This window comes from Entomobacter blattae (genome assembly GCF_014672835.1).
Lineage (GTDB): Bacteria > Pseudomonadota > Alphaproteobacteria > Acetobacterales > Acetobacteraceae > Entomobacter > Entomobacter blattae.
Map to the genome: position 1 here is coordinate 1,070,419 of NZ_CP060244.1, position 25,367 is coordinate 1,095,785.

General features: G+C 49.0%; 15 protein-coding genes, 3 pseudogenes and 1 CRISPR repeat array. Of the genes and pseudogenes, 6 read left to right on the plus strand and 12 right to left on the minus strand.

All coding sequences use genetic code 11. From position 1 onward, the window contains the following. Positions 1 to 212: 212 nt before the first annotated feature. Together JGUZn3_RS12340 and JGUZn3_RS04785 are read right to left on the minus strand one after the other, a co-directional pair. Positions 213 to 571: pseudogene (locus JGUZn3_RS12340) on the minus strand (hypothetical protein); the annotation flags it as partial. 14 nt (positions 572 to 585) lie between these two features. Next, positions 586 to 813: a 6-phosphogluconolactonase gene (locus JGUZn3_RS04785; protein ID WP_203414814.1), complete on the minus strand. Its 228-nt coding sequence runs from the start codon at positions 811 to 813 to the stop codon at positions 586 to 588. A 40-nt stretch (positions 814 to 853) separates the two neighbouring features. Between JGUZn3_RS04785 and JGUZn3_RS12845 the strand changes: the two genes are divergently transcribed. Then, entirely contained in the window at positions 854 to 1,150 is a 297-nt protein-coding gene (locus JGUZn3_RS12845) for a hypothetical protein (RefSeq protein WP_203414536.1), read from the plus strand. On the opposite strand, the gene JGUZn3_RS04795 is transcribed toward JGUZn3_RS12845, so the two are convergent. Further along, positions 1,136 to 2,776 (minus strand): hypothetical protein, encoded by a 1,641-nt coding sequence (locus JGUZn3_RS04795; protein WP_203414537.1) that lies wholly within the window; start codon positions 2,774 to 2,776, stop codon positions 1,136 to 1,138. The genes JGUZn3_RS12845 and JGUZn3_RS04795 overlap by 15 nt on opposite strands. Before the next feature lie 340 nt (positions 2,777 to 3,116). On the opposite strand from JGUZn3_RS04795, the gene JGUZn3_RS04800 reads away from it, so the two are divergent. Then, positions 3,117 to 3,743, plus strand: coding sequence for a transglycosylase SLT domain-containing protein (locus tag JGUZn3_RS04800; protein ID WP_203414538.1), 627 nt, complete (start codon positions 3,117 to 3,119; stop codon positions 3,741 to 3,743). A 934-nt stretch (positions 3,744 to 4,677) separates the two neighbouring features. Further along, positions 4,678 to 6,048: direct repeats of the CRISPR family, unit length 29 nt; unit sequence GTGTTCCCCGCACACGCGGGGATGAACCG. Between the two features lie 1,025 nt (positions 6,049 to 7,073). Here JGUZn3_RS04800 and JGUZn3_RS04805 read toward each other — a convergent pair. The 5 genes from JGUZn3_RS04805 to JGUZn3_RS12590 all read right to left on the minus strand — a co-directional run bounded on the left by JGUZn3_RS04805 (position 7,074) and on the right by JGUZn3_RS12590 (position 11,028). Beyond that, on the minus strand, positions 7,074 to 7,424 hold the full coding sequence (locus JGUZn3_RS04805; protein ID WP_203414539.1) for a hypothetical protein: 351 nt from the start codon (positions 7,422 to 7,424) through the stop codon (positions 7,074 to 7,076). 486 nt (positions 7,425 to 7,910) lie between these two features. Next, a complete protein-coding gene (gene ybaK / locus JGUZn3_RS04810) occupies positions 7,911 to 8,384 on the minus strand; it encodes a Cys-tRNA(Pro) deacylase (protein ID WP_203414815.1) in 474 nt (157 codons plus the stop codon). Positions 8,385 to 8,406: 22 nt separating this feature from the next. Next, on the minus strand, positions 8,407 to 9,939 hold the full coding sequence (gene purF, locus JGUZn3_RS04815) for an amidophosphoribosyltransferase (RefSeq protein WP_203414540.1): 1,533 nt from the start codon (positions 9,937 to 9,939) through the stop codon (positions 8,407 to 8,409). A gap of 207 nt (positions 9,940 to 10,146) precedes the next feature. Next, positions 10,147 to 10,728 (minus strand): CvpA family protein, encoded by a 582-nt coding sequence (locus JGUZn3_RS04820; RefSeq protein ID WP_203414541.1) that lies wholly within the window; start codon positions 10,726 to 10,728, stop codon positions 10,147 to 10,149. 171 nt (positions 10,729 to 10,899) lie between these two features. Continuing rightward, positions 10,900 to 11,028, minus strand: coding sequence for a hypothetical protein (locus JGUZn3_RS12590; protein WP_275402855.1), 129 nt, complete (start codon positions 11,026 to 11,028; stop codon positions 10,900 to 10,902). A 160-nt stretch (positions 11,029 to 11,188) separates the two neighbouring features. Here JGUZn3_RS12590 and JGUZn3_RS12350 point away from each other — a divergent pair. Beyond that, a pseudogene (locus JGUZn3_RS12350) lies at positions 11,189 to 11,431 on the plus strand (50S ribosomal protein L25/general stress protein Ctc); the annotation flags it as partial. 265 nt (positions 11,432 to 11,696) lie between these two features. Here the strand turns inward: JGUZn3_RS12350 and JGUZn3_RS12850 are convergent. Continuing rightward, a pseudogene (locus JGUZn3_RS12850) lies at positions 11,697 to 11,876 on the minus strand (hypothetical protein); the annotation flags it as partial. On the opposite strand from JGUZn3_RS12850, the gene JGUZn3_RS04835 reads away from it, so the two are divergent. Continuing rightward, positions 11,826 to 12,047: a hypothetical protein gene (locus JGUZn3_RS04835; protein WP_203414543.1), complete on the plus strand. Its 222-nt coding sequence runs from the start codon at positions 11,826 to 11,828 to the stop codon at positions 12,045 to 12,047. The pseudogene JGUZn3_RS12850 and the gene JGUZn3_RS04835 sit on opposite strands and share 51 nt — an antisense overlap. A gap of 512 nt (positions 12,048 to 12,559) precedes the next feature. Here JGUZn3_RS04835 and JGUZn3_RS04840 read toward each other — a convergent pair. The 3 genes from JGUZn3_RS04840 to metH all read right to left on the minus strand — a co-directional run bounded on the left by JGUZn3_RS04840 (position 12,560) and on the right by metH (position 19,670). Then, positions 12,560 to 12,967, minus strand: coding sequence for a phosphoribosyl-ATP pyrophosphatase (locus JGUZn3_RS04840; RefSeq protein WP_203414544.1), 408 nt, complete (start codon positions 12,965 to 12,967; stop codon positions 12,560 to 12,562). Continuing rightward, positions 12,964 to 14,901: a Na/Pi cotransporter family protein gene (locus JGUZn3_RS04845; RefSeq protein ID WP_238996903.1), complete on the minus strand. Its 1,938-nt coding sequence runs from the start codon at positions 14,899 to 14,901 to the stop codon at positions 12,964 to 12,966. The genes JGUZn3_RS04840 and JGUZn3_RS04845 overlap by 4 nt, the downstream gene beginning before the upstream one ends. Positions 14,902 to 16,160: 1,259 nt before the next feature. Then, complete coding sequence (gene metH, locus JGUZn3_RS04850; RefSeq protein WP_203414545.1) at positions 16,161 to 19,670, minus strand: methionine synthase; 3,510 nt, start codon at positions 19,668 to 19,670, stop codon at positions 16,161 to 16,163. 1,932 nt (positions 19,671 to 21,602) lie between these two features. On the opposite strand from metH, the gene JGUZn3_RS04855 reads away from it, so the two are divergent. Further along, entirely contained in the window at positions 21,603 to 23,861 is a 2,259-nt protein-coding gene (locus JGUZn3_RS04855; RefSeq protein WP_408871758.1) for a peptidase domain-containing ABC transporter, read from the plus strand. Next, the gene (locus tag JGUZn3_RS04860; protein ID WP_203414546.1) at positions 23,861 to 25,345 is read left to right on the plus strand and encodes an HlyD family type I secretion periplasmic adaptor subunit; all 1,485 of its coding nucleotides are present in this window, start codon (positions 23,861 to 23,863) and stop codon (positions 25,343 to 25,345) included. Before JGUZn3_RS04855 ends, JGUZn3_RS04860 begins: the two co-directional genes overlap by 1 nt. Positions 25,346 to 25,367: the final 22 nt, after the last annotated feature.

A 25,367-nucleotide genomic window follows, 5' to 3' on the forward strand; every position in this document is an offset into this window, starting at 1 on the left:
AAGCAGCTTGGAAGCTGACCATTTTACACCTGGAAAAGGGATGTAGTTTTAGGGCCAAGTGAAGAAGGGATTGCAGCTTTGGGGGGATATTCGCAAAACCCGTATTGCGGTCTTGTTGCGTATGAGCATTTTCTCTGCCTTGGTCGTACGGGAAAAAAATAAAATAGTGAGAAAATAAAAAACAGTGGAAAAATAAAATTTGGGGGAAGCTGTACATCTTCCACCAATACAGGCAAAAAAGACGGTGCAACGACTTCATCAATCAATAACGTTTCTGTTGCTCCGCAAATCCCTCCCCGGCGCATTTTAGCATTCAGCAAAATCTTACGGGCCATCTCCAGTTCTGCATCCGTATGGATATAAATATGGCATAACCCTTCAGCATGCGTTAACATTGGCCCTCATTGGCCCTCATTGGCCCTCATTGGCCCTCATTGGCCCTCATTGGCACCCGAGATTCGTGAAGAACGAATCCGACAAGCGATTTCTCGCCTCGTGGAATGATGAGCTCTATCATATCAGAAGCATGAAGCATTTCCTTAACGCGCTCCCGATCACTATTGGGGGCAATGAGAAGAAAGATTTCTATACCGGATCAACCAACCACACAAGTGTTCCTTCGGTTGTAATATGGCTTGCTACTTCTGCTGGATCACCAACCCTAACGCGAGAAAATACTTCTTTTTTGCTCGCACCGTTTAACATAAAGACAACATGACGGCTTGAGTGAATTGCTGGAAAAGTTAACGTCACCCGAGTATGTGGGGCATCTATTGGTTGGTTCTTTAGCAAACATATTCCCCCTATAGTGATGGGGGATACGGGGACTACTCAACTTCTTGTCTCGTGGGATATGAAAAACGTTGCAGAAAAAATGTCGCAGAAAAATTTAATAGAAAAATTTCGTAGAAAAAATTCCGGCACCGATAATCATAATATTCTCCTTTGTGAGCTTGAATTTGTGAGCGTGGAACCTTTTTTAGTTATCATATCCTCATTAATGATATGTGCGGCTTGCCGATTATGGCCCAAAACGGGCTACCCTGTTCTGTACGATGCCCCTTATTGGCAATGCCGCGCATTCCGTCCAACAACATTAAAGCCCAATAACATTAAAGAAGGAAATGAGGAAGGGTCAGGCACCAGGTAAAAAGGCGTTAAGGTGGGTAAAGGGGTCTGCTCCTGAAAGGTCGACATTGGTAAAGGTGACCCTTCCCGTAGTGGCCCCTGATAGGGCGAAAATGGTGTTTTTCCCATCAAAGGAAGAAGTAGCCGTAACACCTGTCGCCAGCTGGAGAATATTGTGGGAAGTGGGGTCTATGCCCTGGGAGAGGGAGAAGTTTTTAATGGTAACATCCACCTCGTTTATCCAGTCTGCTTGTGGGGTCTCTGATTGTGGAGTTTCTGGGTTTTCTCCTTCAGAGGAGATGGCAGATGGAGCGGTAGATGAGTCGGCCCCCTGCCCAATGCTCAGCACATAGAAGGTGGTTTCGCCTTTGGGAGTAAAGGTGCCCACATCAATATTGGAAACCCCTGCGCGCAATATCCCCATAAAGGTGTTTTTCAGATCGGAGACCGTAACATTCTCATGGTTCTGGTTATAATATATTCTGCCGGTTGTATCCCCTACCCCTTTAATGACCAAAGTTTTCTCTGTTCCTGTGATGGGTTCCCAATCGTCTGATGCTGGAACAGCAGCTAAGGGCTCCAGGCTAGAGGCGCTAGCTAGCAGCGTCAGTAAAGAAAGACTATTGGCCTGAGCGGTGGTTCCACCATCTGAAGGGGTTAGAAACGTTCCCAGATTAATGGCGATATCGCCGCTGCCGGATGAATAGATACTATTGTTGGTTCCCCCTATATTAACAAAACTGGTGCTATTACCATTCCACAAGGTATTGTTGTCGTTGAGGGATAAAGAACTCAGAACAGAAGATGTCTTCCCGTTTAAAACAAGGGTTGTATCTTGCCCGTAAAAGTTCAGAACCCCCTCTTTTTGGTATAGGATGGTGTGCACGTCGGAGGTTTGGGTAACGGTATAGTAGTAAGGGGCATATCCGGAAGTATCGCGTTGGGCTACATCCAGCACAAGGGAAAGGCTGCCTGCCATTTTAGAGCCGTTCATCTCTAACCCACCAGGGAGTAGGCTGCCCATACTTTCGGTAGAGCTTGTTTGGGGACTTTCGTCTGATGTCCCTTCATCAGTGATGGTGGGAAGGGCATTATAGATAATGAATTCGCCCCTGTTTTTGGCAGCAAAAATGTTGGATTGATACCCCAAGCTGGCCGGTGCCTGAAGTTCATACTCAAGCCTTCCAGAGTTTGCCCAGACATCATTGCCCCCTAAATCTGTCACATAGGCGGAAAGAGGGCTTTCCTCTCCATTTAGAACGATGGTTGAATAGAGTGCCGTAATGTGGTGCTGAGTAGGGTCAGCGGCACTGCTCCTATCAAAAATAATAAAGTGGTCCGTGTTGGAGTGCCCTGTGGCATAAATATTGCTTGTTGCCGTAGGTGCTCCGAGACTCAGGAAAGAGCCATTTCCCAGCGCAAAAACAGCAATAGTACCAAACTGGACAATACCAGGGTCAATCGCAATAACACCTGTGGTGGGGGTACCAATAATAGAAAGGCGCTCAATTTTTGTTGCGCTTGTTTGGATGGTATTGATCTCGCCACTACTGTTGGAAGTCACGTTGACCGTCACATCATCACCTTCTGTGGTAGAGATTGAATAATTTTGTTTGCCACCTAAAAAGCTAAAATTTTGACTTGCCATGATACGTTATACTCTCTTTGAGATAGTGATATAAAAAACAATATTAACGATACAGAGAAAAAACGAATATAAAAATAGATTTTACTTTTATATTTCATTTATTCGAAAAAATATGTCTTTGTGTGTTAACGAATAAAAAATAATTTTAGTTCTTTTTAGTTCCATAACTAATTTTATTACTTAGTATGATAGATATTTATTGTAATTTTTACTTTTTTAAGAATGATTCTTAAAATAAGAATTTGATTCATGAGGATCATGGGGGAGAATAAATAGTCTCAAAGGCGGGTCGTGGTAACCCGTTTTGCATTCCTGTTATGTTTTTGATACGTAAAAAGGTATGACACGCTCTTTATGCAAAGCTCTCTTTTTTGTTACTGTGTTCGTACTGCTAACAGGTTGTGCTGAGTCTCCTCCGGCTCAACACGAAAATGTGTGTGCTATCTTTACTGAAAAATCCGATTGGTACGACGCTGCCAAAGAGATGCAAGGCAAGTGGCATATTCCCTTTTATGTTCCTCTGGCCATGATGGAGCAGGAATCAAGCTTTCAAAGTGATGTTCACCCGCCTGAAACCTATTTGTTGGGGTTTATTCCATGGGGGTATGTGAGCTCTGCTTATGGGTATGCCCAAGCGAAGGATGAAGTGTGGGAAGATTACCAAGATAACACTGGCCATACCAGCGCGGATCGAGAAGATTTTGGTGACGCGCTTGATTTTATGGCCTGGTATATGTCTAAAAGCCGACATTACAATAAAGTCCCCTATAGCAATGCTTATGCCCATTATCTGAACTATCACGAAGGGTGGGGGGGATACCGCCGGGGAACCTATCGTGCCAAAAAATGGCTTATGGGGGTTGCTGGGAAAGTGAGCAATAGGGCGGAGCGGTATAAAAGGCAATATGCCAGCTGCAAGGCGCGGCTGGATAAGAAAGACGATGATGGGTTTTTAGGGTTGTTTTAAAAACAGGGTGCCTAATTATTGGTGTTGCCCCCACACAGAGGTAGATAGTCGGCAGCTTTAGAGGCCGAACAGTTTTTAGCAATGCTGCTTCCGTGCAGAGGAGGATAGTCGTCCCTATTATTGCACCAATTCATATGAAGGGCGCTGACTCCGCACAAAGGCGGATTTCCCCTAGAGCGAGAGTCTCTTGGCAAGAGAGGATTGATTTTTTTTAGGGGTGTTATCAGGCAGAAGGGGATGGGATTGGTTTTTTGGTTTTTTCTCAAGGTGCAAATGGCCGATCATCAAGGATATTGGTGACCGCGAAAGGGTGGGTCATATAGGGATTGCCCTTATCGGCGAGTTTCTGGCTTCTGGTCTTTATAAGCCTTTAGAAAAGAAGATTTAATATTTTTAACATAACGGCCAGCAGCATCCCCCATCCTAACGGCCTGCCCTATTGCTTCGGGTTGAGCCAAAATGAGCCTTTAGGGCCATGGCATAAGTTTTTTGCGGAATGTTCGTTTCAGCTTTTAGAGTATAGGATTTTATCCACTCAAAAGGCATTACCAAGAGGGGTAGCCCTTTTAGGCGGGCTCTTTATCTTCTGGAAGTTGAATGCCATTAATCCGGTATTGAACTTCATTATGATCACCGCGGACATGGATTTGGTCAAAACTCTCTTGAGCAACTTTACACTTTTTATTGTGTCTGCTTATTGTGTTTGTTCTGGTTTCTTCGTTGGTTTTTTCTTGGGTTGGGTTCTTTTTTCCCTTAAGATCATCTTTTCCTCTGGTTTTTTAGTCTGCCCAAGAGTGGGCTTGTTCTCTCTCTGTCTGTTTCTTCTGGAGATCTTTTTCTCGACAGGGGATTAGAGGCTCTGATAGAGTGTGTTTTTATTGGTAGATTCTTTGACAGAAAAATAACGACGCCAAATCAATAACTTACACGAAGAGTGTTCCCCGCACACGCGGGGATGAACCGTCAACGAATAACTCTTCTCACAGTTTTATCAAGTGTTCCCCGCACACGCGGGGATGAACCGAGGTTTCACGAGCCTTAAGAAAGGTTAGTAAGGTGTTCCCCGCACACGCGGGGATGAACCGCCGCGAGGTGGCGGTTTTCTGTCATTTAACGTGTGTTCCCCGCACACGCGGGGATGAACCGGAAACATTTCATTTCGGATTTCTCTACGTCACGTGTTCCCCGCACACGCGGGGATGAACCGGTCTATCTCCCCTTCCCTGACCTGTATGGGATGTGTTCCCCGCACACGCGGGGATGAACCGCCAATGCGCGCAGGGCCATTGAGAGTGGAGAGGTGTTCCCCGCACACGCGGGGATGAACCGTCTATGACCCACCTCTATAACGATACAGACAGGTGTTCCCCGCACACGCGGGGATGAACCGCGTAAACGTCCACATCTGTTTGCTGTGTATTGGTGTTCCCCGCACACGCGGGGATGAACCGGGCGGGGCTGAGCAGGCTCTCCCGTAATGAGGGTGTTCCCCGCACACGCGGGGATGAACCGCGGCTTTCCACCTGTGTTTATGTTCAATGCCTGTGTTCCCCGCACACGCGGGGATGAACCGACATTTTTCTGAAAATAAAATTTCAAAAAATTGTGTTCCCCGCACACGCGGGGATGAACCGGCAGGGGTTGATGTTATAGCGAGCAATATAGCGTGTTCCCCGCACACGCGGGGATGAACCGCTGTTTTCCTCTTATTGCTTTAGATTCAATAAGTGTTCCCCGCACACGCGGGGATGAACCGTTACAATAAGAGTTTGTGCACCGGAAAATGGAGTGTTCCCCGCACACGCGGGGATGAACCGCATAACAGGCATCTGACCACGAGACCCAATGCGTGTTCCCCGCACACGCGGGGATGAACCGGTCGCAAGAGGGTTAAAAAATAAAAGTGCAGAGTGTTCCCCGCACACGCGGGGATGAACCGTGTAGTGAGGGTTTGGCTGAATGTTACAAGCCGTGTTCCCCGCACACGCGGGGATGAACCGGAGCGCAAACGGTTGTTGTCCAGCAAATAGTGGTGTTCCCCGCACACGCGGGGATGAACCAGCTTTTCCATTTTGGGTTACGTCAATCTGTTCGTGTTCCCCGCACACGCGGGGATGAACCGCCGTGCTATCTGGCGGTTTGATTCAGCCATTTGTGTTCCCCGCACACGCGGGGATGAACCGCACGAGGGCATAAACCCCTATATTTACGTTAAGTGTTCCCCGCACACGCGGGGATGAACCGCGGGAGAGTAGGGATGGAGTTTTTAGGTTTTGGTGTTCCCCGCACACGCGGGGATGAACCGATGGACTATAAAAACGTTGAGGGCTATAAAGAGTGTTCCCCGCACACGCGGGGATAGTGTATCAAGAAGGAGTGTGTTGTCTTTCAAGAGGAGAGGGTATGGTGGTTTCTGTAATGTAGATTATTGGCCTGCAAAAGGTATGGGGGGGTGTGGGTAGGCAGGAGTTGGTTGAGTATTCTCAATGATCGAAAATTTTTTCGAGAAAATTTTGTTAAAAATGGTTTTAGGAGTTTCCATTTAGGCTTGGTTTTAAGCGTGGTTTTGCAAACCTTGTTCTACCATGAATGCCTGTAAGGAGTTCGACCTCGCTGTTGGCATGGATATTGGGGTAAGGCTTATAAGATCTAGACGATGAGCACTGGATGGATCGTAAAAAGTGAGAGATGGCCCATATCTTCAAAGAAGACAGTACTCATGTTCCGATACAGCCTTGCCTAGTGATCATGGGCAGGTTGTAGAGAGAAAAAGCAAAGAGAGCGGGCTACACGACCCTTCAGCTGAGAATTGGCACTGCAAAGGTAAAGCTGCAAAAGTAAAAATGTTAGCAAATTCAATCTTTTACTTTCTTGGAGATGCCTCTTGGGGGTGCTTATAAACATGCGAAAGGAAGGCTGTTTGAAGGAATATGTTTTGGCGAGTTTTATGGGAGGGAAGATAAGAGAGGGCAAAGCCACTGTAAGGCAGGCTTAACCTATTATCGAACGGATCTTTCTTATACTGAAAGCTCAGGTCATTAAAGCGCAGGGCTGCATCTTCAAAGCGTAGGCTTTTCATCCTGATCATCTTAACAATGGTTCTGCCAAAGGTCAGGCTAAAGATGAAGTTTTTTCTGGACTTGGGCTTCTTGCCTCATCATTTGGGTTGATCCGACACCAAAAGCGAGGTAGGAACCTTACCCTTTAGGTGTGGAATAATCTCCAGATACGGGTAGGTCGCAAAGCCCGGTGGTGGGGCCACCTTGCCGATTATGTGTGGAATATCCGAAATAGTGGAAAATAATCCACCTCTATACCGAGTGCTCTCCCCTAGCTATGGAATATCTCCCGCAGGATGCAGGCGGTGGTAGCGGCAGCAAGCATCTTCTTCCCTAGATATGGAATATCCTCTTTGTCAACCAAGAAAGGGAGAAAATAAGAAAGGGATAATAAAGAGATAAGAAGAGCACAGGGCATGGCCAGGGTAGGTTTCCATAGGGGGGAACCCAGCAGACAAGAGAGAAGATACGTTTTTAACATCCTGTGCCGGGTTTTGGTGGCCAGTTTTACCCAAACAGCTGCGAGAACCTCACCCAATATCTCAGGGCTGTGCAGGTTGACCAGTGAGGGTAGTGCTGAACGAATGGGTGCAGCACTGTCCTTAATCATTAAAAAGGCCATTTTTCCCCTCTGGTGATTTTCATAGAAAAACTCGTCTCGTTTGTGCTACGTCATCTCCTAGGGCGCGCTGTGACACGGTGATATTCTATCTGCCGTAGCTTTTGCGATATGTGGGTTCTGGTAGGCCCACCGGCGTGCCTAATCCTCTCTTCTTCATTTTTAAATAGCTGTAAATTGCCATATCGGGCAGAATTTATACTGTCTTTGCAGACGCTTTAGCACTTTTTGTTCTATCGTATAAAACGACTGTACAGAGTTTTCATCCCCGTATTTCTATGGTTTTACAATTATCATCATGGGGGTGTTGGCCATTATGGAATAATTCTTGCTCGGGGCTATTGCCAAAGTCCCCACGGCCAGCTACCTCTAGCCTAGTAGCCTAGTAGCCTAGTAGCCTAGTAGCCTAGTAGCCTAGTAGCCTAGTAGCCTAGTAGCCTAGTATTATACCTAAGAGGCTCAATACCATAACATCACTCACTCCTGATTTTAGCCTAAAAGGTCGGCTGTTTGGGCTTGTAGAATGGTGAGAGCATCCTGGGGGGAAAGGCTGGCTAATAACCCCCGATGGCCGGCATTGATATAGATGGTGGGGTGATAGAGGGCCTCTTGTGCCAAAAGGGTGGGCACAGCCCGTTTTTGTCCAAAGGGGCTTATACCCCCTACATGATAGCCTGTGCTCCGCTCAGCTGCTGGTATACTCATCATCTTGGCGGTCTTGCCCTGCACGGCATGTGCCAGTTTTTTCATGCTGATTTGCTTGTCTGAGGGAATAATAACGCAATAAGGCTTACCGTCTATTTCAGTCATCAGGGTTTTTAAAACACAGTCTGGTGGCAGGTTAAGGGCTTCGGCAGCCTGCACACCTCTTTGGTCGGCCTCTGGGTTGTAGGCGTACTCATGAAGGGCAAAAACAATGCCTGAGCGCTTAAGGATAAGGGTAGCGGGGGTTGTTTTGGCCATAAGAGAAAAATGAGGTGCGGCGTTAAAGGCCACTCACCTGTTTCAGAAAAGGGGCAGAAAGGGGCAGCTGGCTTTGGCGGCTTTCCTCTTCCTTATCTACAAGGGGAAGAGAATAGTAGCCTGTAAAACAGGCATCGCAATAGCGCATATTCTCTATGTCCCTGCCATGCTCTCCGAGGGCACGATAGAGACCATCCAGAGAAATAAAGGCAAGGCTATCTACCCCGAGCAACTTTGCCATTTCTTCAACCGTGTGGTTGGCAGCCAGTAATTTACTACGCTCTGGGGTATCGATTCCGTAGAAACAGGAATGGGTTGTTGGCGGCGAGGAAATACGCATATGTACTTCTGTAGCCCCCGCAGCCCGGACCATTTCGACAATCTTGCGAGAGGTGGTCCCTCGAACGATAGAATCATCTACCAGAATAACACGCTTGCCATTGAGCACATTCTTGTTGGTTGAATGTTTAAGCTTAACCCCCAGATGGCGAATCTGGTCTGTGGGTTCAATAAAGGTGCGCCCTATATAATGGTTTCGGATAATACCCAGTTCAAACGGAATACCACTTTCTGTAGAATATCCCATAGCGGAAGGCACACCTGAATCTGGCACGGGAACTACGACATCGGCCTCTATGGCGCTTTCACGGGCTAATTCCTGGCCAATCAACTTGCGGGCGTTATAAACCGAGCGCCCATCCACCAGGGAATCGGGACGGGCAAAATAGATATACTCAAAAATACAAAACCTGCGCTGTTTCTCAGAAAAAGGCATCAGGGAGCGTACGCCTGCATCGTTAATAATAACAATCTCCCCAGGTTCAATATCCCGTACAAACTCGGCCCCGACAATATCAAGAGCACAGGTTTCACTAGCCAGTACCCAGGCGGGGGTACTATGGGGGGAGGCATTTTCAATCTTTCCCAGCACAAGGGGGCGTACCCCGTTGGGGTCTCGGGCTCCAATCAGGGCTTCTTTAGAAAGGGCCGTAATAGAATAGGCACCTTCAACCTGTTTGAGGGCATCAATCAGGCGATCCACCACGTTGGCGTAGAGGGAGACGGCAATCAGGTGGATCAGGGCTTCAGTATCTGTGGTCGACTGAAAAATACAGCCACGCCTTACTAAGGCCTTGCGCAGAGTTTCGGCATTGGTCAAATTGCCATTATGGGCTACTGCAAAACCGCCAAACTCAAAATCGGCATAGAGAGGTTGAATGTTTCTTACCAGGGTGGCCCCTGTTGTTGCATAGCGGTTATGGCCAATGGCCATATGACCCGGCAGGCCAGCCATAATGCGGGTGTCGTTAAAAACATCGCTGACCAGGCCAAGCCCCTTGTGGGCAGAAAAGGCTTTGCCATCGTAAGCGACAATGCCTGTGGCTTCCTGGCCACGATGTTGGAGAGCATGCAGGCCAAGGGCAGTAAGGGCTGCAGCATCTGTCGCATTCCAGACTCCGAAAACACCACACTCTTCTTGCTGTTTTTCTTCGTCATACCAGGGGGTGGGGGCATCGTTTCCAGAAATAGACCCAGAATGGGACGAGATAGGCATCAAGGCTGCTCACTCCTTAGGTAAAATATCACCCGATGAGGGGTGGGTATTATGCTCCAGTATTACTGCCATATATGTGGTGTTACGTAAAACTGCAAGAGGTTAAAGTGAAGGGGGTTGTACCCCTTTTGGTGTTCCATTCTGAGTTTGGCATTCCATTTTAGGCTTCTTTTTGATCCCTTTTTAGCCATGTTCTTGAGCCCCTTCCTACCCGCCTTCCTGGTTTCCCCTTTCCTGGTTTCCCTCTGGGGCAGGGGTTTGGCCAGAAAGGCCAGAGGGGAGAAGGGTCTGCCCTGTTGGGAGGTAGTGTAGAGCATGAGCTCCATATTTTTCAAGTAAAAGGGCATAAGGCTGCACATAAGCATTGCTGACACTACCCTGGGTTAGGAGGCTCCAGTTTTCCTGCGAGATAAAGCCGCTTGCCACCAGATAGAAGATACAAACCACCAGAAACCCTTTGGCTGCGCCAATGACAGCGCCTAGAATATGATTAAAGAACCCTCCGAAGAGAGGAAGAAGGACTCGACTGGCCAACAGAGAAGCGCTGAGGGAGAAGACAATCAACAGGCCAACAAAGGCTACCGTCCAACTGATAACGGAAAGGGTATCTCCTTTGGTTTTCACCAGGCTTTCTACGGCGGGAAGAATGGCCGGGCTGAGCTGGCCTGCAAAAAAGAAGGCCCCTATCCAGCATAAAATGCCAAAGGCTTCCCGAATGAACCCACGCAAAAGGCCATAAAGGGCAGCAACGCTTATGAGGATCAGGGTGATGCCGTCAATCCAGTTCATGGGCATGGATCCTTTAGGGAGAGAGGGCCCGAAGAGGGGCTAAGGGCAGATGTCTCATGGGGGTGTATTATCGGGTGTATTATTCGGTATTTTATCATGGAGGCGTAGTATATGGAGTGTATTATTACGAATCTTTGTTTTTTGTAGTGCCCTTTTTTTATTCTGACAAGACTAGGCCATCAAGACTAGGCCATCAAGACTAGGCCATGGCCAGAAGCCTTCAGAAACCTTGAGAGGGTGATGGGTGGAAGAGGGGGCCTCTCTTTTGAAGATCAGGGTGATGCCGTCAATCCAGTTCATGGGCATGGGTCTTTTAGGGAGAGAGGGCCCGAAGAGGGGCTAAGGAAGCGACGGTAACCGCCTAGCTCTGTGGTTGATGGTGTTATACGCAACTGAATCGTCCAAGACTGTGCCAGAATGCCTTACGACATTGCATAAAGGGCTAGCCGAATTATTGACAATGCGCGAGAAAGCAGGTAGAGTGACAGCTCGCGCCGCTCGGCGTCAAGGTCTTGTACCAGCCGTTGTGTATGGCGATAAACAAGCCTCAACCCTTATTGCCTTGGATCCACACCTGGTTATGCGCGAATTAAGCCGCCCTGGTTGGCGCTCACGCTTGTTTGATATTCAGGGGGAAAATGGCTCCTTCGGCCGTGGCCTTATGTGCGATATCCAGCTTCATCCGGTTGGGGATTATCCCCTACATATGGATTTTCAACGCCTTGCTGCAGGCCAGTATATCCGCGTGGAAATTCAGATTATTATTGTGGGTGAAGAAAAAGCACCAGGAATTAAACGGGGTGGCTTTCTGGTCGAATTTGGCATCTCCCCCCATCTCCAGCACTCTCCTTCTTTTACCTTACGGGGGAGGGAAAGACGCCTGCTTGAAATCGCCTGGGCTTTGGCAAGCTAATCTCATGATATTCTGCTTGATGACCCCCTAGCCGGGATCGACCCTATTGCTGTAGGAGTACAGATAGCCCTTCCTTAAAGTTAGCTATAATGGGCTGCTCAATAATCTCCCCCGAAGGTTTTGCCATAAGCCCACGCATCCCCGCCAGCTGTTTCATCTGCGCTGGCGACCCACGGGCTCCTGAATGACTCATCATTCAGACAGAGTTAATAGGTTTACCCTCTTCCTGCTTGCTGTAGGGGAAATCCGTGATCTGGTCTCTGCCTCGTCATTTTACAATAGGAACAAACTGCCGATCTTTGCTAATATGCAGCTCAATTTTGCGGCTGGCACGTTGAACATCTCGTTTATAGCTGCAATGTCCTTACTAGTACTGGCTGTGCCAGAAATTGGTATCAGAAATTAGTATGCGTAAGGCGGTTAGAGCAACGCTTCCTATTGGGCTGTTTGGTTCCTAACGCTGTAGAGAATCTGGCTCTCGCCATACAATGCAGCAAATTATATCTTCAATAAGACCAATATTGGGGGTCTCAAGCTTATACGGGACAAGAATTGTACAGGAACGGGTTTTACTGGAGGGTTTTCCTGAACACGAGTTTTCCAAACGGTATAGGGTTGATCTTGGCGAACATGGCCCGAGTGCAATTTTGTGCATAGAGGTGTATCGGGGGCCAACCTTAAGGCGTAATGCCGTATTTTCCTGCATCAGCCTTGTTTCTTTCGCCAATTTTGCAACTTTTTGCATTAGTTTTGCAACCTCTAGGGTCCATTGAATCACAAAGCCCATTGAACCACAAAATAGGGTTTTGAAAAAACTAAAATAGGATTTTGAAAAAACTCTTGAGCGATTTCTCGATAAGAGAGTCCTCGATAATAATAGCCTTATTTTTCAAGGTGAGAGGTTTGGGTTTAGCAAGGTTAGGGGAGTTTGGTGCTGTGGGTTTTGAGTTGGCCAGGAATTTTGCGGGTGGTTATTTTTTTGTTCAGGCTAACCAGTAAGCCTCCTAAGGTTTCTCGCCTTTTAAGTTCTTTCCAGATTTTTTCTGGGTCTATGCCCGCATTTTGCCAGATGAGAAAAAGCTGCTCAAGAAAGGCAGCGCTTTCTTTTTTAAGCCGGGCGTGGTCTTCAGCGACAAAAGCCACAATAGAAGCCGTACAGTGCTTGGCGGCAGCCGGTGGGGCATGTGAGGATCTTTGCTTGTGGTAATGCCCCAGGAGGTTAAAAGCCTCTTTCGCGGTTAAAACTTTCCCGCTCATGGGGGCTTGTTGGCTCTTGGGCTGCTTGCTGCCAGCTTTGGGGGAATGGGAGGAAGGAGGCTGGGTCATGGTTTTGGAGGCGTCTGCAAGCGCGTTGGCGGGTTTTTGGGGGTATCGAGAGCTGTGAAAAGGGCTGGTTCTGCGTTTTCTTGGTGGTGGGGGCCTTTCAGGGGGGTGGCAGTGGCATAGGAGGTGCCCTCTTCTGCCAAATCGTCTTCTGTCATAGTGTCCTTTGGGAAGTCGTCTTTTGATAAGTTCTCCTCAAAATCCTGTAACTTCAAGGATTCTGTCTCTTCTTGGGTGAGGTCATCGGCTTGAGAAGCCTCATCCTCTGGCGTGGCGGTGGTATAGTCTGGCTGGAGTTTGCTGGGCAGTAAGGCCCCCTGGCGTTCCAGAACAGGGTAGGCAGCCGCTGCAATAATATGGGTATTTACCCTTTTAAGGTCTCGCAGGAGCTCTAAAAGATAGGGCCCGACAGTTTGGGTCGTTTTATCGCCGGCACGCAATTTACGATAATAAGAGGCCGTGGAGCTGGCTTCAATATTACGAAAAATATTTTTCTGCTCGACCAGATTACGGGCAACGGCTTCATCCTCACTCATGAGCAAGGTGCTGGAAACTTGCAGGTTTTTATACATCTGCCGCACCATGGTCATCAGGGGTTTAAGCATTTCAGGGGGGAAGGCGATGCGTTGCTTGGCCATTTTTTGAATAGCGGGAATAACATTGCGGTCGAGCACGTTGCCAGCATTATTGATTTGGGTACAAAAGGACAGGATTTGCTCTACCCGAAACATTTCCTCTTCATTCATTCCGTCAGTATCGATTGAGGTGACATAATTGCGAATAGCTGTATTAAGCTTGTCGAGGGTGTTTTCCACCCGCCGTGCTGCACCGGCAAGCTGGGGTTCTTTTTCCTCCAGGGCCTTTCTGACACTTAAAATCATGGTATCAAGGTTATCGCACAGGCGCAGCGCTTCACGTACGGCATTGCCCACCGCTATGGAAGGGGCTTCACTTAACACGCTGGGGTTAAGATAGCGGGGGGCAGAGGGGTCTTCTACCTTTTCTCTTTGGGGTTTGGGCAGAAGCCACGCCAAAAAGCGTGCATAAAGCGGAAGGATGGGCAACATTATTGCAGCCAAGACCATGTTAAACAAGGTATGAAAGTCTGCAATGGCGCGTGAAGTGTTAGGGACAAGCTGTAGGAACCAGGTGGCAATGGGATTAATAAACACCAAGACCAGCAAGGCCCCTGCACAACGATTGAGCAGGTTGCCAACGGGCAGGCGGCGGGCTTCTGGGCTTACGGCACCGCCTTCAATCACGGGGTTAACCGAGGTGCCAATATTGGCACCCAGCACCATAACAAATGCCTCCTGGGGGGAAATAACTCCATGGGTTGCAAAAGAGGTAACAAGCAACACCATGGCCACAGAAGAATGCATGGCCCAGGTGATAATGGCCCCAATGACCAGCTCCATAAGAGGAAGGGCCGAAAAGGTTTCCAGCATCTGATGCAGATGGGGATTGTTGGTGTAGGGTTTAAGCAGCTCCAGGAACTGATGAAGAGAGATGAGGATCAGACCCAGGCCAATAAAGGCACGCCCAGAATCGCGGATGCTGTTGCTGCCTTTCCGAAAAAGAATGACCCCGAGCAGGACAAATAACGGGGCGATACTGGACACATCGAAGGAAAGGACCTGCACAATCAAGGTGGTGCCGACATTGGCCCCCAGCATGACTGCCAGGGCGGGTACAAGTTGTACGGCCCCCCGGGCGGCAAAACCGGTGATCATCAACCCCGTGGCTGTGGAGGACTGAAGTAGCGCTGTAATGCCCAGCCCGGTTAGAAAGGCCTGCCCGCGGTTGCGCAAGGCATGAGCCAGAAACTGGTTTAGGTGAGCCCCACAGGCCCTTTGTACTCCAGTCTGCACCATATGTACGCCCCACAGGAGCAGGGCAACACTGCCAGCCAGATCGATAAAGGCGATGATTCCCACCAGATACTGCTCCTTCAGGTTTGGGGCTTGGTATGGAAGCCCTTGTAGAGACGATAATTGACGATTTTTCCTATTGGCTCTGCATTGGCATTAAGGAATAGCCTAAATGCTGTAAAGCATTAAAATGCCTAAACTGTGCCAGTTTTTAAAAAACCATGCAGAAAGGGCGGAAAAAATGGGCAAAAGACCAAAAAAGAAGGCTAGCTTAACCCTAAAATATTAGAGTTTTTTTGGAAATTACAAGGGTTGGACAGATGTTGCAACGCCGCTTTAGCGATAGGGTAATCCCTTTCCTTAAAAAACTTTCCATAAGATTTTTCTTTACAGACCAAGGGGAGGATAGACCTAGAGGAGGACAGACCAAGGGGAGGGCAAATGCTGAGCGATTTTTTTAAGGTACATTCAGCCCATTTTACGGTCAGGAGAATGGGATGGTTAGGAGATTAGGACGGCCCAGAAGATTGAGACGGCTAGGCGATTGAGACGGTCGGGTAATTTTAGGAGGGTCATGAGGTAGAAGGGGTGATACGTCATGGGCAGCCAACCATATTTTAGGGTACCCCTAACACTTTAGCCTACCCCCTATCAGAAAGGAGTAGGCCTGTTAACCCGTATAGACTGGTTAATCTGTGCTGCACCCGTTTTTCTTGTTTCGTCTGTCATCATGCCCGTCAGATTTATTCTTATATCATAACAAAATGAGAGAAGGCAACTGTTTATTAGTTTATTCGTCTATTTGCCCACGGCTTCTCCTCACCCACTGCTGTAGAAAACAATCTACCATTTCTGTGGATAAGTTTGTGGATCAGAAGTTAACATCAACCCTAAAATAGAGTGGTGTCGTAAAATATTTTTATGGAATGAGTGTTTTATGGAGCGAATGCGAAGGCCGCTTTGCGCTCTTTAGGAGAAATAAAGGCCAGTGGCTCTATCGCAGTTGGATCTTGATCTTTTTCTGCTTTGACTTTTCCATAGACGCTCGCCATTTTTTGGGCAATTTCAATAGAATGGTGTCAACATCTTTTCATAGGTTCCCACAGGGATGGGATAGGAAATAATGGGCCCCCGATAATATCTCGGTGCTGGTTACAGACTTTCTTAAAGGAGGTGGCCCTGGCTTTGGTCTCTTCCACCCCTTTTTACCCCTTTTTGGAAGAGATGTTGCTGAACTTCTCTTCCAAATTGTTGGTTACGAGTGCAATTTTGTATGTAATCCTCTTAAAAACCCATGATCTCAAAAACTCATGAAATGGGCTGGGCTAGATAATGAAATATTTGGCCTTGGGGTTAAAGATCACCAGGGCCGAGGTGGATTGTTCAGGGTGAAGCTGGAAGCCTTCTGTGAGGGAGATGCCGATTTTTTCAGCCTCCAGCAATTTCAAAATGGGTTCCTGATCTGCCAGGTTGGGGCAAGCGGGATACCCAAAGGAATAACGAGATCCGCGATACCCTTGGGCCAGCAATTTATCGATCTCGCGGGCATCCTCGCCCGAAAAGCCCAACTCGGCACGGATCCGTTTATGGGTATATTCGGCCATGGCTTCCGCCATTTCCACAGAAAGCCCATGGAGATAAAGATAGTCCTGATAGCGATCGGTGGTAAAAAACTCCTGGGCTTTCTGGCTGGCTTCAGCCCCAACCGTTACCACCTGAAAGGCGACTACGTCGCGCTCGTTATCATCTACATCTCTAACGAAATCGGCAATACATTCACCATTCTGGCGGCTTTGGCGGGGCAAGGTAAAGCGGGTGATCTCGGTGGTGCCATCCTCTTCAAAAATAATCAGATCGTTATTTTCGCCGGCGGCTTTCCAATAACCATAGGCGGCTTGGGGATGGAGGAAGGATTCGGAAAGGTCCAATGTATGTTTCAATACCGGGCGTAATTCTGTTTTGGCCCAATCCATAAATTCTTCCAAGGTACGCCCCTGTTTGCGAAATCCCCATTGAAATTGAAAAAGAGAGCGCTCGTTAATAAAGGGGAGTAAGGCACGGCTAGAAGCCGATAGATGTTTAACCCCCCAGAAAGGAGGTGCGGGTATGGCATATCCCTCTTCCAAGGTGCGCCTGCGGGCTTGGGCTTCTTCGCGTGGGAGCACGGTAGGGGCTATAGGCTCTGCGCGCTTGTCGCGCTCAGAGGCAGAGCGCAGGTTGCTGCGGGACTGTGTTGCAGAAAGGTAGCTATCAAACGAGCCTTCGGTAATATGGTTCATCAGGGTCAGGCCATCAAAAGCATCGCGTGCATAGGCCACCTTGCCCGTACTTTCTGCATTGGGGCTATAGGCTTTGGTGCAGTCTTCTTCCACATAACGCCGTGTTAGGGCTGCTCCACCCAGCAACACGGGAATATCAATTTGCTGGCGGCGGAGTTCTTCAAGGTTTTCCCTCATGATAACGGTGGATTTAACCAGCAAGCCAGACATGCCCAGGGCATCGGCCTTTTCTGCATTCAGGGCTTCAATCATTGTGGCAATGGGAACCTTAATCCCCAGGTTAACCACCCGATAACCATTGTTGGTGAGGATAATATCCACCAGGTTTTTGCCAATATCATGCACATCGCCCTTAACTGTTGCGAGCACAATTGTCCCTTTCTGTGAGCTCTCTTGACGTTCCATGAATGGCTCTAGAAAGGCTACGGCGGCCTTCATGGTTTCAGCAGATTGAAGCACAAAAGGAAGCTGCATTTTGCCAGACCCAAATAATTCTCCTACTTCCTTCATGCCATCGAGTAGGATGGTGTTGATAATCTCAAGGGGGGAGTAGGTTTGCAGGGCTTCCGTAAGGTCATCCTCAAGGCCTGGTTTGCGGCCCTTAACAATGCGTTCCTTGAGCTTTTCTTCCACGGTAGTGGCCGTGGAGGCCTTGACCACATCGGTGGCTTTACGCTCGGCAAAGAGTTCCAGCAGCTTTTGGAGGGGGTCATAACCTTCGCTGCGACGATCAAAAATCAGGTCTCGGGCAATCTGGATTTCTTCTTGAGCCAGCTCATGAAGAGGGCGGATTTTGGAGACGTGAACAATGGCTGCCGTCATCCCAGCTTTCAGGGCCTCATCAAGGAAGACAGAGTTCACCAGGGCACGGGCGGCAGGGTTTAGCCCAAACGAAATGTTTGATAGCCCCAAGACAATCTGGACATCGGGAAATTTGTCCCGGATCAGGCGAATCCCCTCCAGGGTCCAGACCCCCAGTTTACGGTCTTCCTCTACCCCGGTGGCGATGGTAAAGGTCAGCGGGTCTATCAGCAAGTCAGATTGGGGCAGGCCGTGGCGTGTGCAGGCAAATTCAATCAGTCGGTTGGCAATGCGGAGCTTATCGGTGGGGGTTTTGGCCATGCCCTCTTCATCAATGGTCAGGGCGACCACGGCAGCCCCAAACTGGCGGGCGAGACGCATCCGGTCTGCGGCGTGCTGTTCGCCATCCTCAAAGTGAATGGAGTTGATAATGGCCTTTCCCCCGTAAAGCTTAAGGGCGGCCTCTAGCACTGGGGTTTCCGTGGAATCAATCACCAGTGGGGCATCAACCGAGGTGCTGAAACGCTGGATGACCGCACTCATCTCTGCAATCTCATCTCGCCCGACATAGGCGGTGCAGATATCCAGTGCGTTGGAGCCTTCCTCCATTTGCTCGCGGCCCATAAGCAGGCAGTTGTCCCAGTCGTGCTCTTCTTGGTATTGGCGCCATTTTTTGGAGCCGTTGGCGTTACAGCGCTCCCCAATGGAGAAATAGCTGTTCTCCTGGCGCAGGGGGGTGGGGGTATACAGGCTGCTGACAGAGGGAATCCACACCGGTTTACGTTCCAGGGGCGCAGGGCGGTAACGGGTGTTGCCTCCCTTGCGGCGCAACAGGCTATCAAGGGCTTGGATATGCTCAGTTGTGGTGCCACAGCACCCGCCGATAAGGTTCAGGCCATCTTCTTCTAAGAAGCGGTCTATCCAGCTGACCATTTCCTCCTGGGTTAAGGGGTAATGGGTGTGGCCATGATGGAGTTCTGGCAAGCCCGCATTCGGCTGAAGCGAGATCATCCCCGGCCAGTTCTGGGCCAGCCAGCGGACATGTTCTGCCATTTCCTGGGGCCCTGTGGCACAGTTCATGCCCATTAAGGGCACATCAAGGGCGTGGCAAACGGTTGCTGCTGCGGCAATATCGGTTCCAGCCAGCAAGGTGCCGGTGGTTTCTACCGTAACCTGAACAAAGGCGGGAACTTCCTTTTTGCGTGCGGCATTGGCCTTGCGGGTGGCGTAGACAGCAGCCTTGATCTGTAGGGGGTCCTGACAGGTTTCAATCATAAAGGCATCGACCCCGCCATCGATAAGGCCCAGAGCTTGCTGGTAGATCGAATCGACAAGGGTATCGTAATCCACATTGCCCAGAGAGGGCAACTTGGTACCTGGGCCAATACTACCCAGCACGTAGCGGGGTCGGCCATCGGTAAACCCTTCTGAGGCCTCGCGGGCCAGCTCGGCAGCCCGGCGATTGATTTCTATAGTTTTATCATCCAGGCCAAATTCCCTTAAGGTGATTACCGATCCCCCAAAGGAGTTGGTTTCCACCATATCGGCCCCAGCGGCATAGTAGGAGTGATGAATGCTCCGCACAATATCGGGGCGGGCCAGGTTTAAAACTTCCGTGCAGTTTTCACAGTTCCAGAAATCTTTCTCAATATCAAGCTCCATCATCTGGATCCGTGAGCCCATGGCGCCATCACAGAGCAGCACTTGTGAGGAGAGAAGATCCAAAAGGGGAGGGGGGCTTTTGGGGGTACTCATAGGGTGGGTCTTCCTGTTTGATAGTGAAGGGGTAGGCCCAAACGAACCATAAACTGTATAACCATAAAAAGAGGCTCAAGCATAATCGGTATGACCATAAAGAAGGGACGTGGTAAAAAGGTAAAAAAGAGGGAGCATAGTAAAAAGGTAAAGCATTGTTTGAGCATTATGCCAAGGCACGGGTGTATCGCAACAAAAAAGCTTAGGAGAAATTTTGTCATAAATTTTTACAATCAGATTGACTAAAGCTTAACACTTGTAATGTCTATAATCAGACAGTCTCTTTTCTCTTCTGGTCTTGAGCTGTTACAACAAAAATGGGGTCGGTTAAAAACAGGGCAGGCTTTCTTTGGGCGTTCTCCTAAATCTATTGACCAAAAAGATCTATAACCAAAAAAGATCTATGATCAAATAAAGGAATATGACCCAAAAGGGAGACAACCCAAAAAGGGATATCACTCAGAGAGTGGGCCTGCAAAAGGCTTTATCAAGGGTTGCCAAGAATGCAAGCCCATAAAGTGATAATAAGAGGTCAGATAGCTGAACCAATCGAACGTTGGCCTATAACCAGCTGAAAGGGGCGTGTGCTTATTTCCTGGCCTGCTCCAGCCACTCTAATAAGAGTAAGACTAAGGCTAGTTAAGACCAGTTAAGAAAAATCATTAAGAGCTTAAGGAAGGGATGATCAATAAAGGGATCATCACTAACATGACGAAGTATAATAGAGGAAAAACATGATGAAGTGTAGTAGAGGAAACCCCCTAGTTTCCAGTCCCGCAGGGGCTTTCAAGAGGTTCTTTAAAGGCTTTAGGGCGTAAAATTAAGGCGTAGATAAAGAGAGGTCTTGGTGAGGAAGGCACATGAGGGAAGGCGTACGGGGAAGAGGTGTAATTTGTCAGTAATCTGGTAGTAATTTGGCAATGATCTCGCCCTTATCGGGTATTAAGTGGGCGAGAAGAGGGATGAAGGAGAGATGAGCATTTTTTATAGAATGTTGGCCTCTTAAGTATGGTTTTGGAGAGGTGTTCTGTATTTGTGTGTTAAATTTTAAAAACCTAAACGAGGTTAAAGAAACCTAAATGAGGGTAAGGAATGGGCTGAGTCATCGCCTGCTCTTGGCTTAAGAATGCCCATTATGCCCCAAAACAGAGGCAAAATCATGAGGTATGCCATGGGGTATGAGGCGGGTGCCAATGAAGGGGCCTTTCGCTGTCATATCCACCCCGGCACCCGCCCGAGGGGTTAACCATTGGGGTTAACCATTTTTTGGGGATTCAACCATTTTTGATGTGGGATTCTTGCCCTATCCCCGTTTTCTCTAAATGGGGTGAGCCATGAAATGAGGTGAGCCATGCCAAAATTACAAACATCTCGGCTACATCCTCGCAAGGAAATTGCCTTATCAGGGATTGCCTCGCTTACCCGCCCCCACTGACCAGGCCCCACGTACTAGCTTCCACATACCGGCCTCCGCTTCGGCCTTCACTTACTGGCTCTCACATTACCGGCCCCCGCTTCGGCCTCCACTGACCGGCATGGATGATTTCGATGCCAATAACTGCCCGCCTATTGATGATTGGCGACTAGACAGGTTGACCACGTTTTGAAGAGGGATTTTGAGATGGGATTTACGCATTTGGCCAATCAGGTTATGATAACGTCATTACATTGATTGTGGAGAAAAATTTATAATAAAAGCATAATTCAACCCTATGGGAATGTTTTCTGAGAAAAAATGTTGAATATCCGTTACCTTCCACAAAATAAAACTATTATGGTCTGTTTACATTTGATAGATATATCTCAATTTGATATGGGTAGCCCAAGGCAGGTGGAGGCAGGCCTGGGCAGCCTGTGGGAAGCGAACCAGTCAGAAAAGGTTGGGCCTGAGCCCGGTTTTCTACTGTAATTTATTCTGGTGAAGGAAATTCTGTGGAGCAGTCTAAACAAATTACTGATGGTGCAGATCCCCACAAGGGCAATGGTAGTACACAGCATACAGTAACCCCCACCCAGCCTGCCATGATCAGGCTGAAGGCGGTTATGGCCATTGCCAAATACCATGGGGTGGAGCTGGACCTACGCGATTTTGCCGCCGAAGCCGGTGAAGATAGCCCCTCTCCCGCCACGCTTACTCGCTGGTTAAAGGAATATGGCCTAATCGCCAAAGGGATGCGTGTGAAATGGCGCTACCTGGTTAAAATGCGGGGTGCTCCCCCTATTGCTCTGATGTTTCGCGATGGGTCAGCAGCCATTATGGTGGCCGCCGATCCAGACCATGGTGTTGTTTGGGTTAAAGACCCGTTGAAGGAGGCGGGGGCTTCCCCCGTTCCTGTAGACCAGTTGCGCCTTTCGCAGGTATGGACAGGCGATATCCTTCTGGTGAAGAAAAATCTTAACCAGAGCGAGGCCGATGCCCAAATCAACTTTACCTGGCTGGCGGGCATGGTGCTGCATGAAAAAAGAATTTTGCGTGATATAGGCCTCTCCTCCATGGTGCTGAGTGTGCTCGCCTTAGCTCCTGCCTTTATCGTTATGCAGATTGTCGATAAGGTGGTGAATTACCATTCCATGTCCACTCTTATCTCCATTTCCGGTATTCTGATTATCTTCAGCTTTTACGAAGTATTGCTCAGCTATGGCCGAAGGGAGCTGACAGAAGTGCTCAGTACTCGGCTTGATACCCGCATTTCCACCCACGTCTTTTCGCGATTGCTGGTGTTGCCCCTGGAGTATTTTGAACGCCAGCAGGCTGGTCACCTTCTTGGCCGCGTGATGGAAATTTACAAGGTGCGCCACTTTCTAACCGGAAAGCTGATGACCACTTTCCTCGATCTCTTTACGCTTTTGGTGATTTTGCCAGTGCTGTTCTACCTTTCTGCCCCGCTAGCCTGGATGACCCTGGCCGGCACCGGGATGATCGGCCTGATTGTGGTGATTTTTATGCGCCCCGTGTCAGATCGTATTCAAAAACAGATCACCGCTGAAATGGATAGAAACGCCATTATGTATGAAACAGTGGCGGGGATTCGTACTGTAAAAACCTTAGCCCTTGAACCTGCTCGTAAGCAGGAATGGGATATTTACTCAGCCGAAGTCGCTCGCCGCAAGCTTGCGGTGGGGCGGATGAACAATATTCCCAGCACGTTGGTGCAGCCTTTTGAGTTTTTTGTTAGCCGCGGGATTGTGCTGATCGGGGCCTATTTGGCCATTACGGGCTCTGTCAGTATCGGAGCTGGTGGGCTTATGGCCTTCATGATGTTGGGCGGTCGTGTGGCAGCCCCGTTGGTGAATATGGCACGCTTGCTTGATGATATTAACGAAACGCGCTCTTCTCTTGCTCAGGCGGGTTCGGTGCTGAATAACCCAACAGAGAGTAAGGCCCTGACCATGGGGATGCGTCCCCCTGTTAAAGGGGCGCTCTCTTTTGTGGATGTCACCTTTTCTTATCCTGGTTCTGAGCGGAAAGCCCTGGATGCAGTGAGTTTTGATGTACCAGCCGGCACCATGGTAGGCGTTGTTGGTCGAAGCGGGTCGGGAAAATCCACAATCACCCGTCTGCTTCAAGGGGTCAGCCGGGGCTATTCAGGCTATTTGAAGCTGGATGGGGTGGAACTGCGCGAGATCAACCTTCATTATCTGCGCCGCTCCTTGGGGGTTGTGTTGCAGGATAACTTCCTCTTTCGCGGCACAGTGAAAGACAATATTACCGCCGGTCGTCCCGGCCTGACGCTGGATGATGTGGTACGGGCAGCCCGCTTGGCAGGCGCTGAAGACTTTATTGAGAAAATGCCAGCGGGTTATGAAACCTTTATTGAGGAAGGTTCAACCAATATTTCCGGGGGGCAAAGGCAACGTTTGGCGATTGCCCGCGCTGTTATCTCAAATCCGAAATTGATGATCTTGGATGAGGCAACCTCTGCTCTTGATCCAGAAAGTGAAGCCTTGGTGAATGCTAACCTGACGCAAATTGGGCGTGGGCGTACCATGGTGATTGTTTCCCATCGTCTTTCCTCGCTTGTCGATTGTGACCTGATCTTGGTGATGGATGCTGGTAAGATGGTCGATATTGCGCCTCATAATATTCTTTTGGAGCGGTGTGAAATTTATCGCACCCTTTGGATGCAGCAAAACAGGCACCTTTATGAGGAAGAAGAAGCGGCAGCCATGGAAGAAGAGGGAGAAGTGTAATGTCTCAGCTTCCAGTTCCCGAGAACGATAAACATCAGGAAATTACCAAAGCGGCTGAAGGTCAGGAGGTGGATAAAAATCCCCCCACCCAACAGATTTTCGATGCCACGTCTCCAGAGTTGGTCGACGTGCCACCCGCTTTGCTAGAATTTTACTCTCCCAGTGCAGCCCTGATCAATTTGCCGCCCACGCCGGCTGCGGAATATATGGGGTGGATTATTTCCTGCATGGCTATTTTCTGTTTTCTTGGCATGGCCATCTTCCCATTGGACAAGGTTGTTACCTCGCCTGGAAAAATCACTTCGGCAGAGGCTACTATTGTGGTGCAGCCGCTTGATACCTCGATCATCCATTCCATTGATGTGCACGAGGGAGACTTTGTTCATAAGGGTCAGGTGCTAGCCCATCTTGACCCTACGATTTCCACCGCCGATGTTGAAGCACTGCGTAAGCAGATGGACAGCTACCAGGCTGAGGTGGATCGTCTGATCGCTGAAGTGCAAGGGAAGGATTATCAGGCCGATATCAATAACCCTGCCTCCTTACAGCAAAGGCAGACCTTTTTGAAAAGGCGTCAGGAATTTAACCAGAAAGTGGCCGATTTTGACCATAAAATTGCAGAGCTCCAAAGCGATCTGCAAGGGTTTTTAGCCAATGTGGCCATGTATGGTGGGCGGGCAAAGGTGGCTCAAGATGTTACCAATATGCGCCTGCGCCTTCAGCAGGAGTCTGTCGGAAGTAAGCTTTCCACCCTGGCCTCACAGGATAACCTGATGGAAATGCAGCGCTCGCAGGTTTCAGCCCAGCAAAGTGCCAATAGCACGCGTGATAAATTGCGGAGTATGGAGGCCCAAAAACAGGGATATATCGACTCGTTTCAGGCGGATAACTATAAAATGCTGGCCGAGGCCCAACATCACCTTTATGAGATAAGGGGTAATTTTGAAAAGGCGGATCTGCGTAAGAAACTGGTTTTGATGAAAGCCCCGCAAGATGCCATTGTGCTCACTATTTCAAAATTATCCCAAGGCTCGGTTATTTCTACGGGCACACCTTTACTGACCTTGGTGCCTGTAGGCAGTGGGCTGGAGGTTCAGGTTCAGGTCAGAAGCCAGGATGCCGGCTTTATTCGCCTTGGCGATAAGGCCCTTATCAAGTTTGCAACCTTCCCCTACACCCAATATGGGGGCGCAGAAGCAACCGTGCGTAACATTAGTGCCGACTCCTTCTTAACTGCGGGGGAAGAAAAACCAGGGCCCAACGGGATGCCCTCTAGTGGGGGCAGCCCTAGTAATAACCAGCTTCCTTTTTATAGGGTTACCCTTCATATTGATCACTATAGCCTGCATGGGGTGCCGGAGTTTTTCCATCCCCAGCCTGGTATGCCTGTGACGGCTGATATCAAGGTTGGGAAACGGACGATTGTCCAATATTTTCTTAACACTGTTGTTCCTGCTGCGACAGAAGGAATGCGAGAGCCCTGATCATCGCCTTGCCGATCAATTG

Coding starts and splice junctions, on each gene's coding strand:
- metH (WP_203414545.1), bottom strand. CDS start 19,670: ATGAGTACCCCCAAAAGCCCCCCTCCCCTTTTGGATCTTCTCTCCTCA.
- JGUZn3_RS04795 (WP_203414537.1), bottom strand. CDS start 2,776: ATGGCAAGTCAAAATTTTAGCTTTTTAGGTGGCAAACAAAATTATTCA.
- ybaK (WP_203414815.1), bottom strand. CDS start 8,384: ATGGCCAAAACAACCCCCGCTACCCTTATCCTTAAGCGCTCAGGCATT.
- JGUZn3_RS12845 (WP_203414536.1), top strand. CDS start 854: ATGAAAAACGTTGCAGAAAAAATGTCGCAGAAAAATTTAATAGAAAAA.
- JGUZn3_RS04820 (WP_203414541.1), bottom strand. CDS start 10,728: ATGAACTGGATTGACGGCATCACCCTGATCCTCATAAGCGTTGCTGCC.
- JGUZn3_RS04805 (WP_203414539.1), bottom strand. CDS start 7,424: ATGGCCTTTTTAATGATTAAGGACAGTGCTGCACCCATTCGTTCAGCA.
- purF (WP_203414540.1), bottom strand. CDS start 9,939: ATGCCTATCTCGTCCCATTCTGGGTCTATTTCTGGAAACGATGCCCCC.
- JGUZn3_RS04835 (WP_203414543.1), top strand. CDS start 11,826: ATGACTCATCATTCAGACAGAGTTAATAGGTTTACCCTCTTCCTGCTT.
- JGUZn3_RS04840 (WP_203414544.1), bottom strand. CDS start 12,967: ATGACCCAGCCTCCTTCCTCCCATTCCCCCAAAGCTGGCAGCAAGCAG.
- JGUZn3_RS04860 (WP_203414546.1), top strand. CDS start 23,861: ATGTCTCAGCTTCCAGTTCCCGAGAACGATAAACATCAGGAAATTACC.
- JGUZn3_RS12590 (WP_275402855.1), bottom strand. CDS start 11,028: ATGAACTGGATTGACGGCATCACCCTGATCTTCAAAAGAGAGGCCCCC.
- JGUZn3_RS04800 (WP_203414538.1), top strand. CDS start 3,117: ATGACACGCTCTTTATGCAAAGCTCTCTTTTTTGTTACTGTGTTCGTA.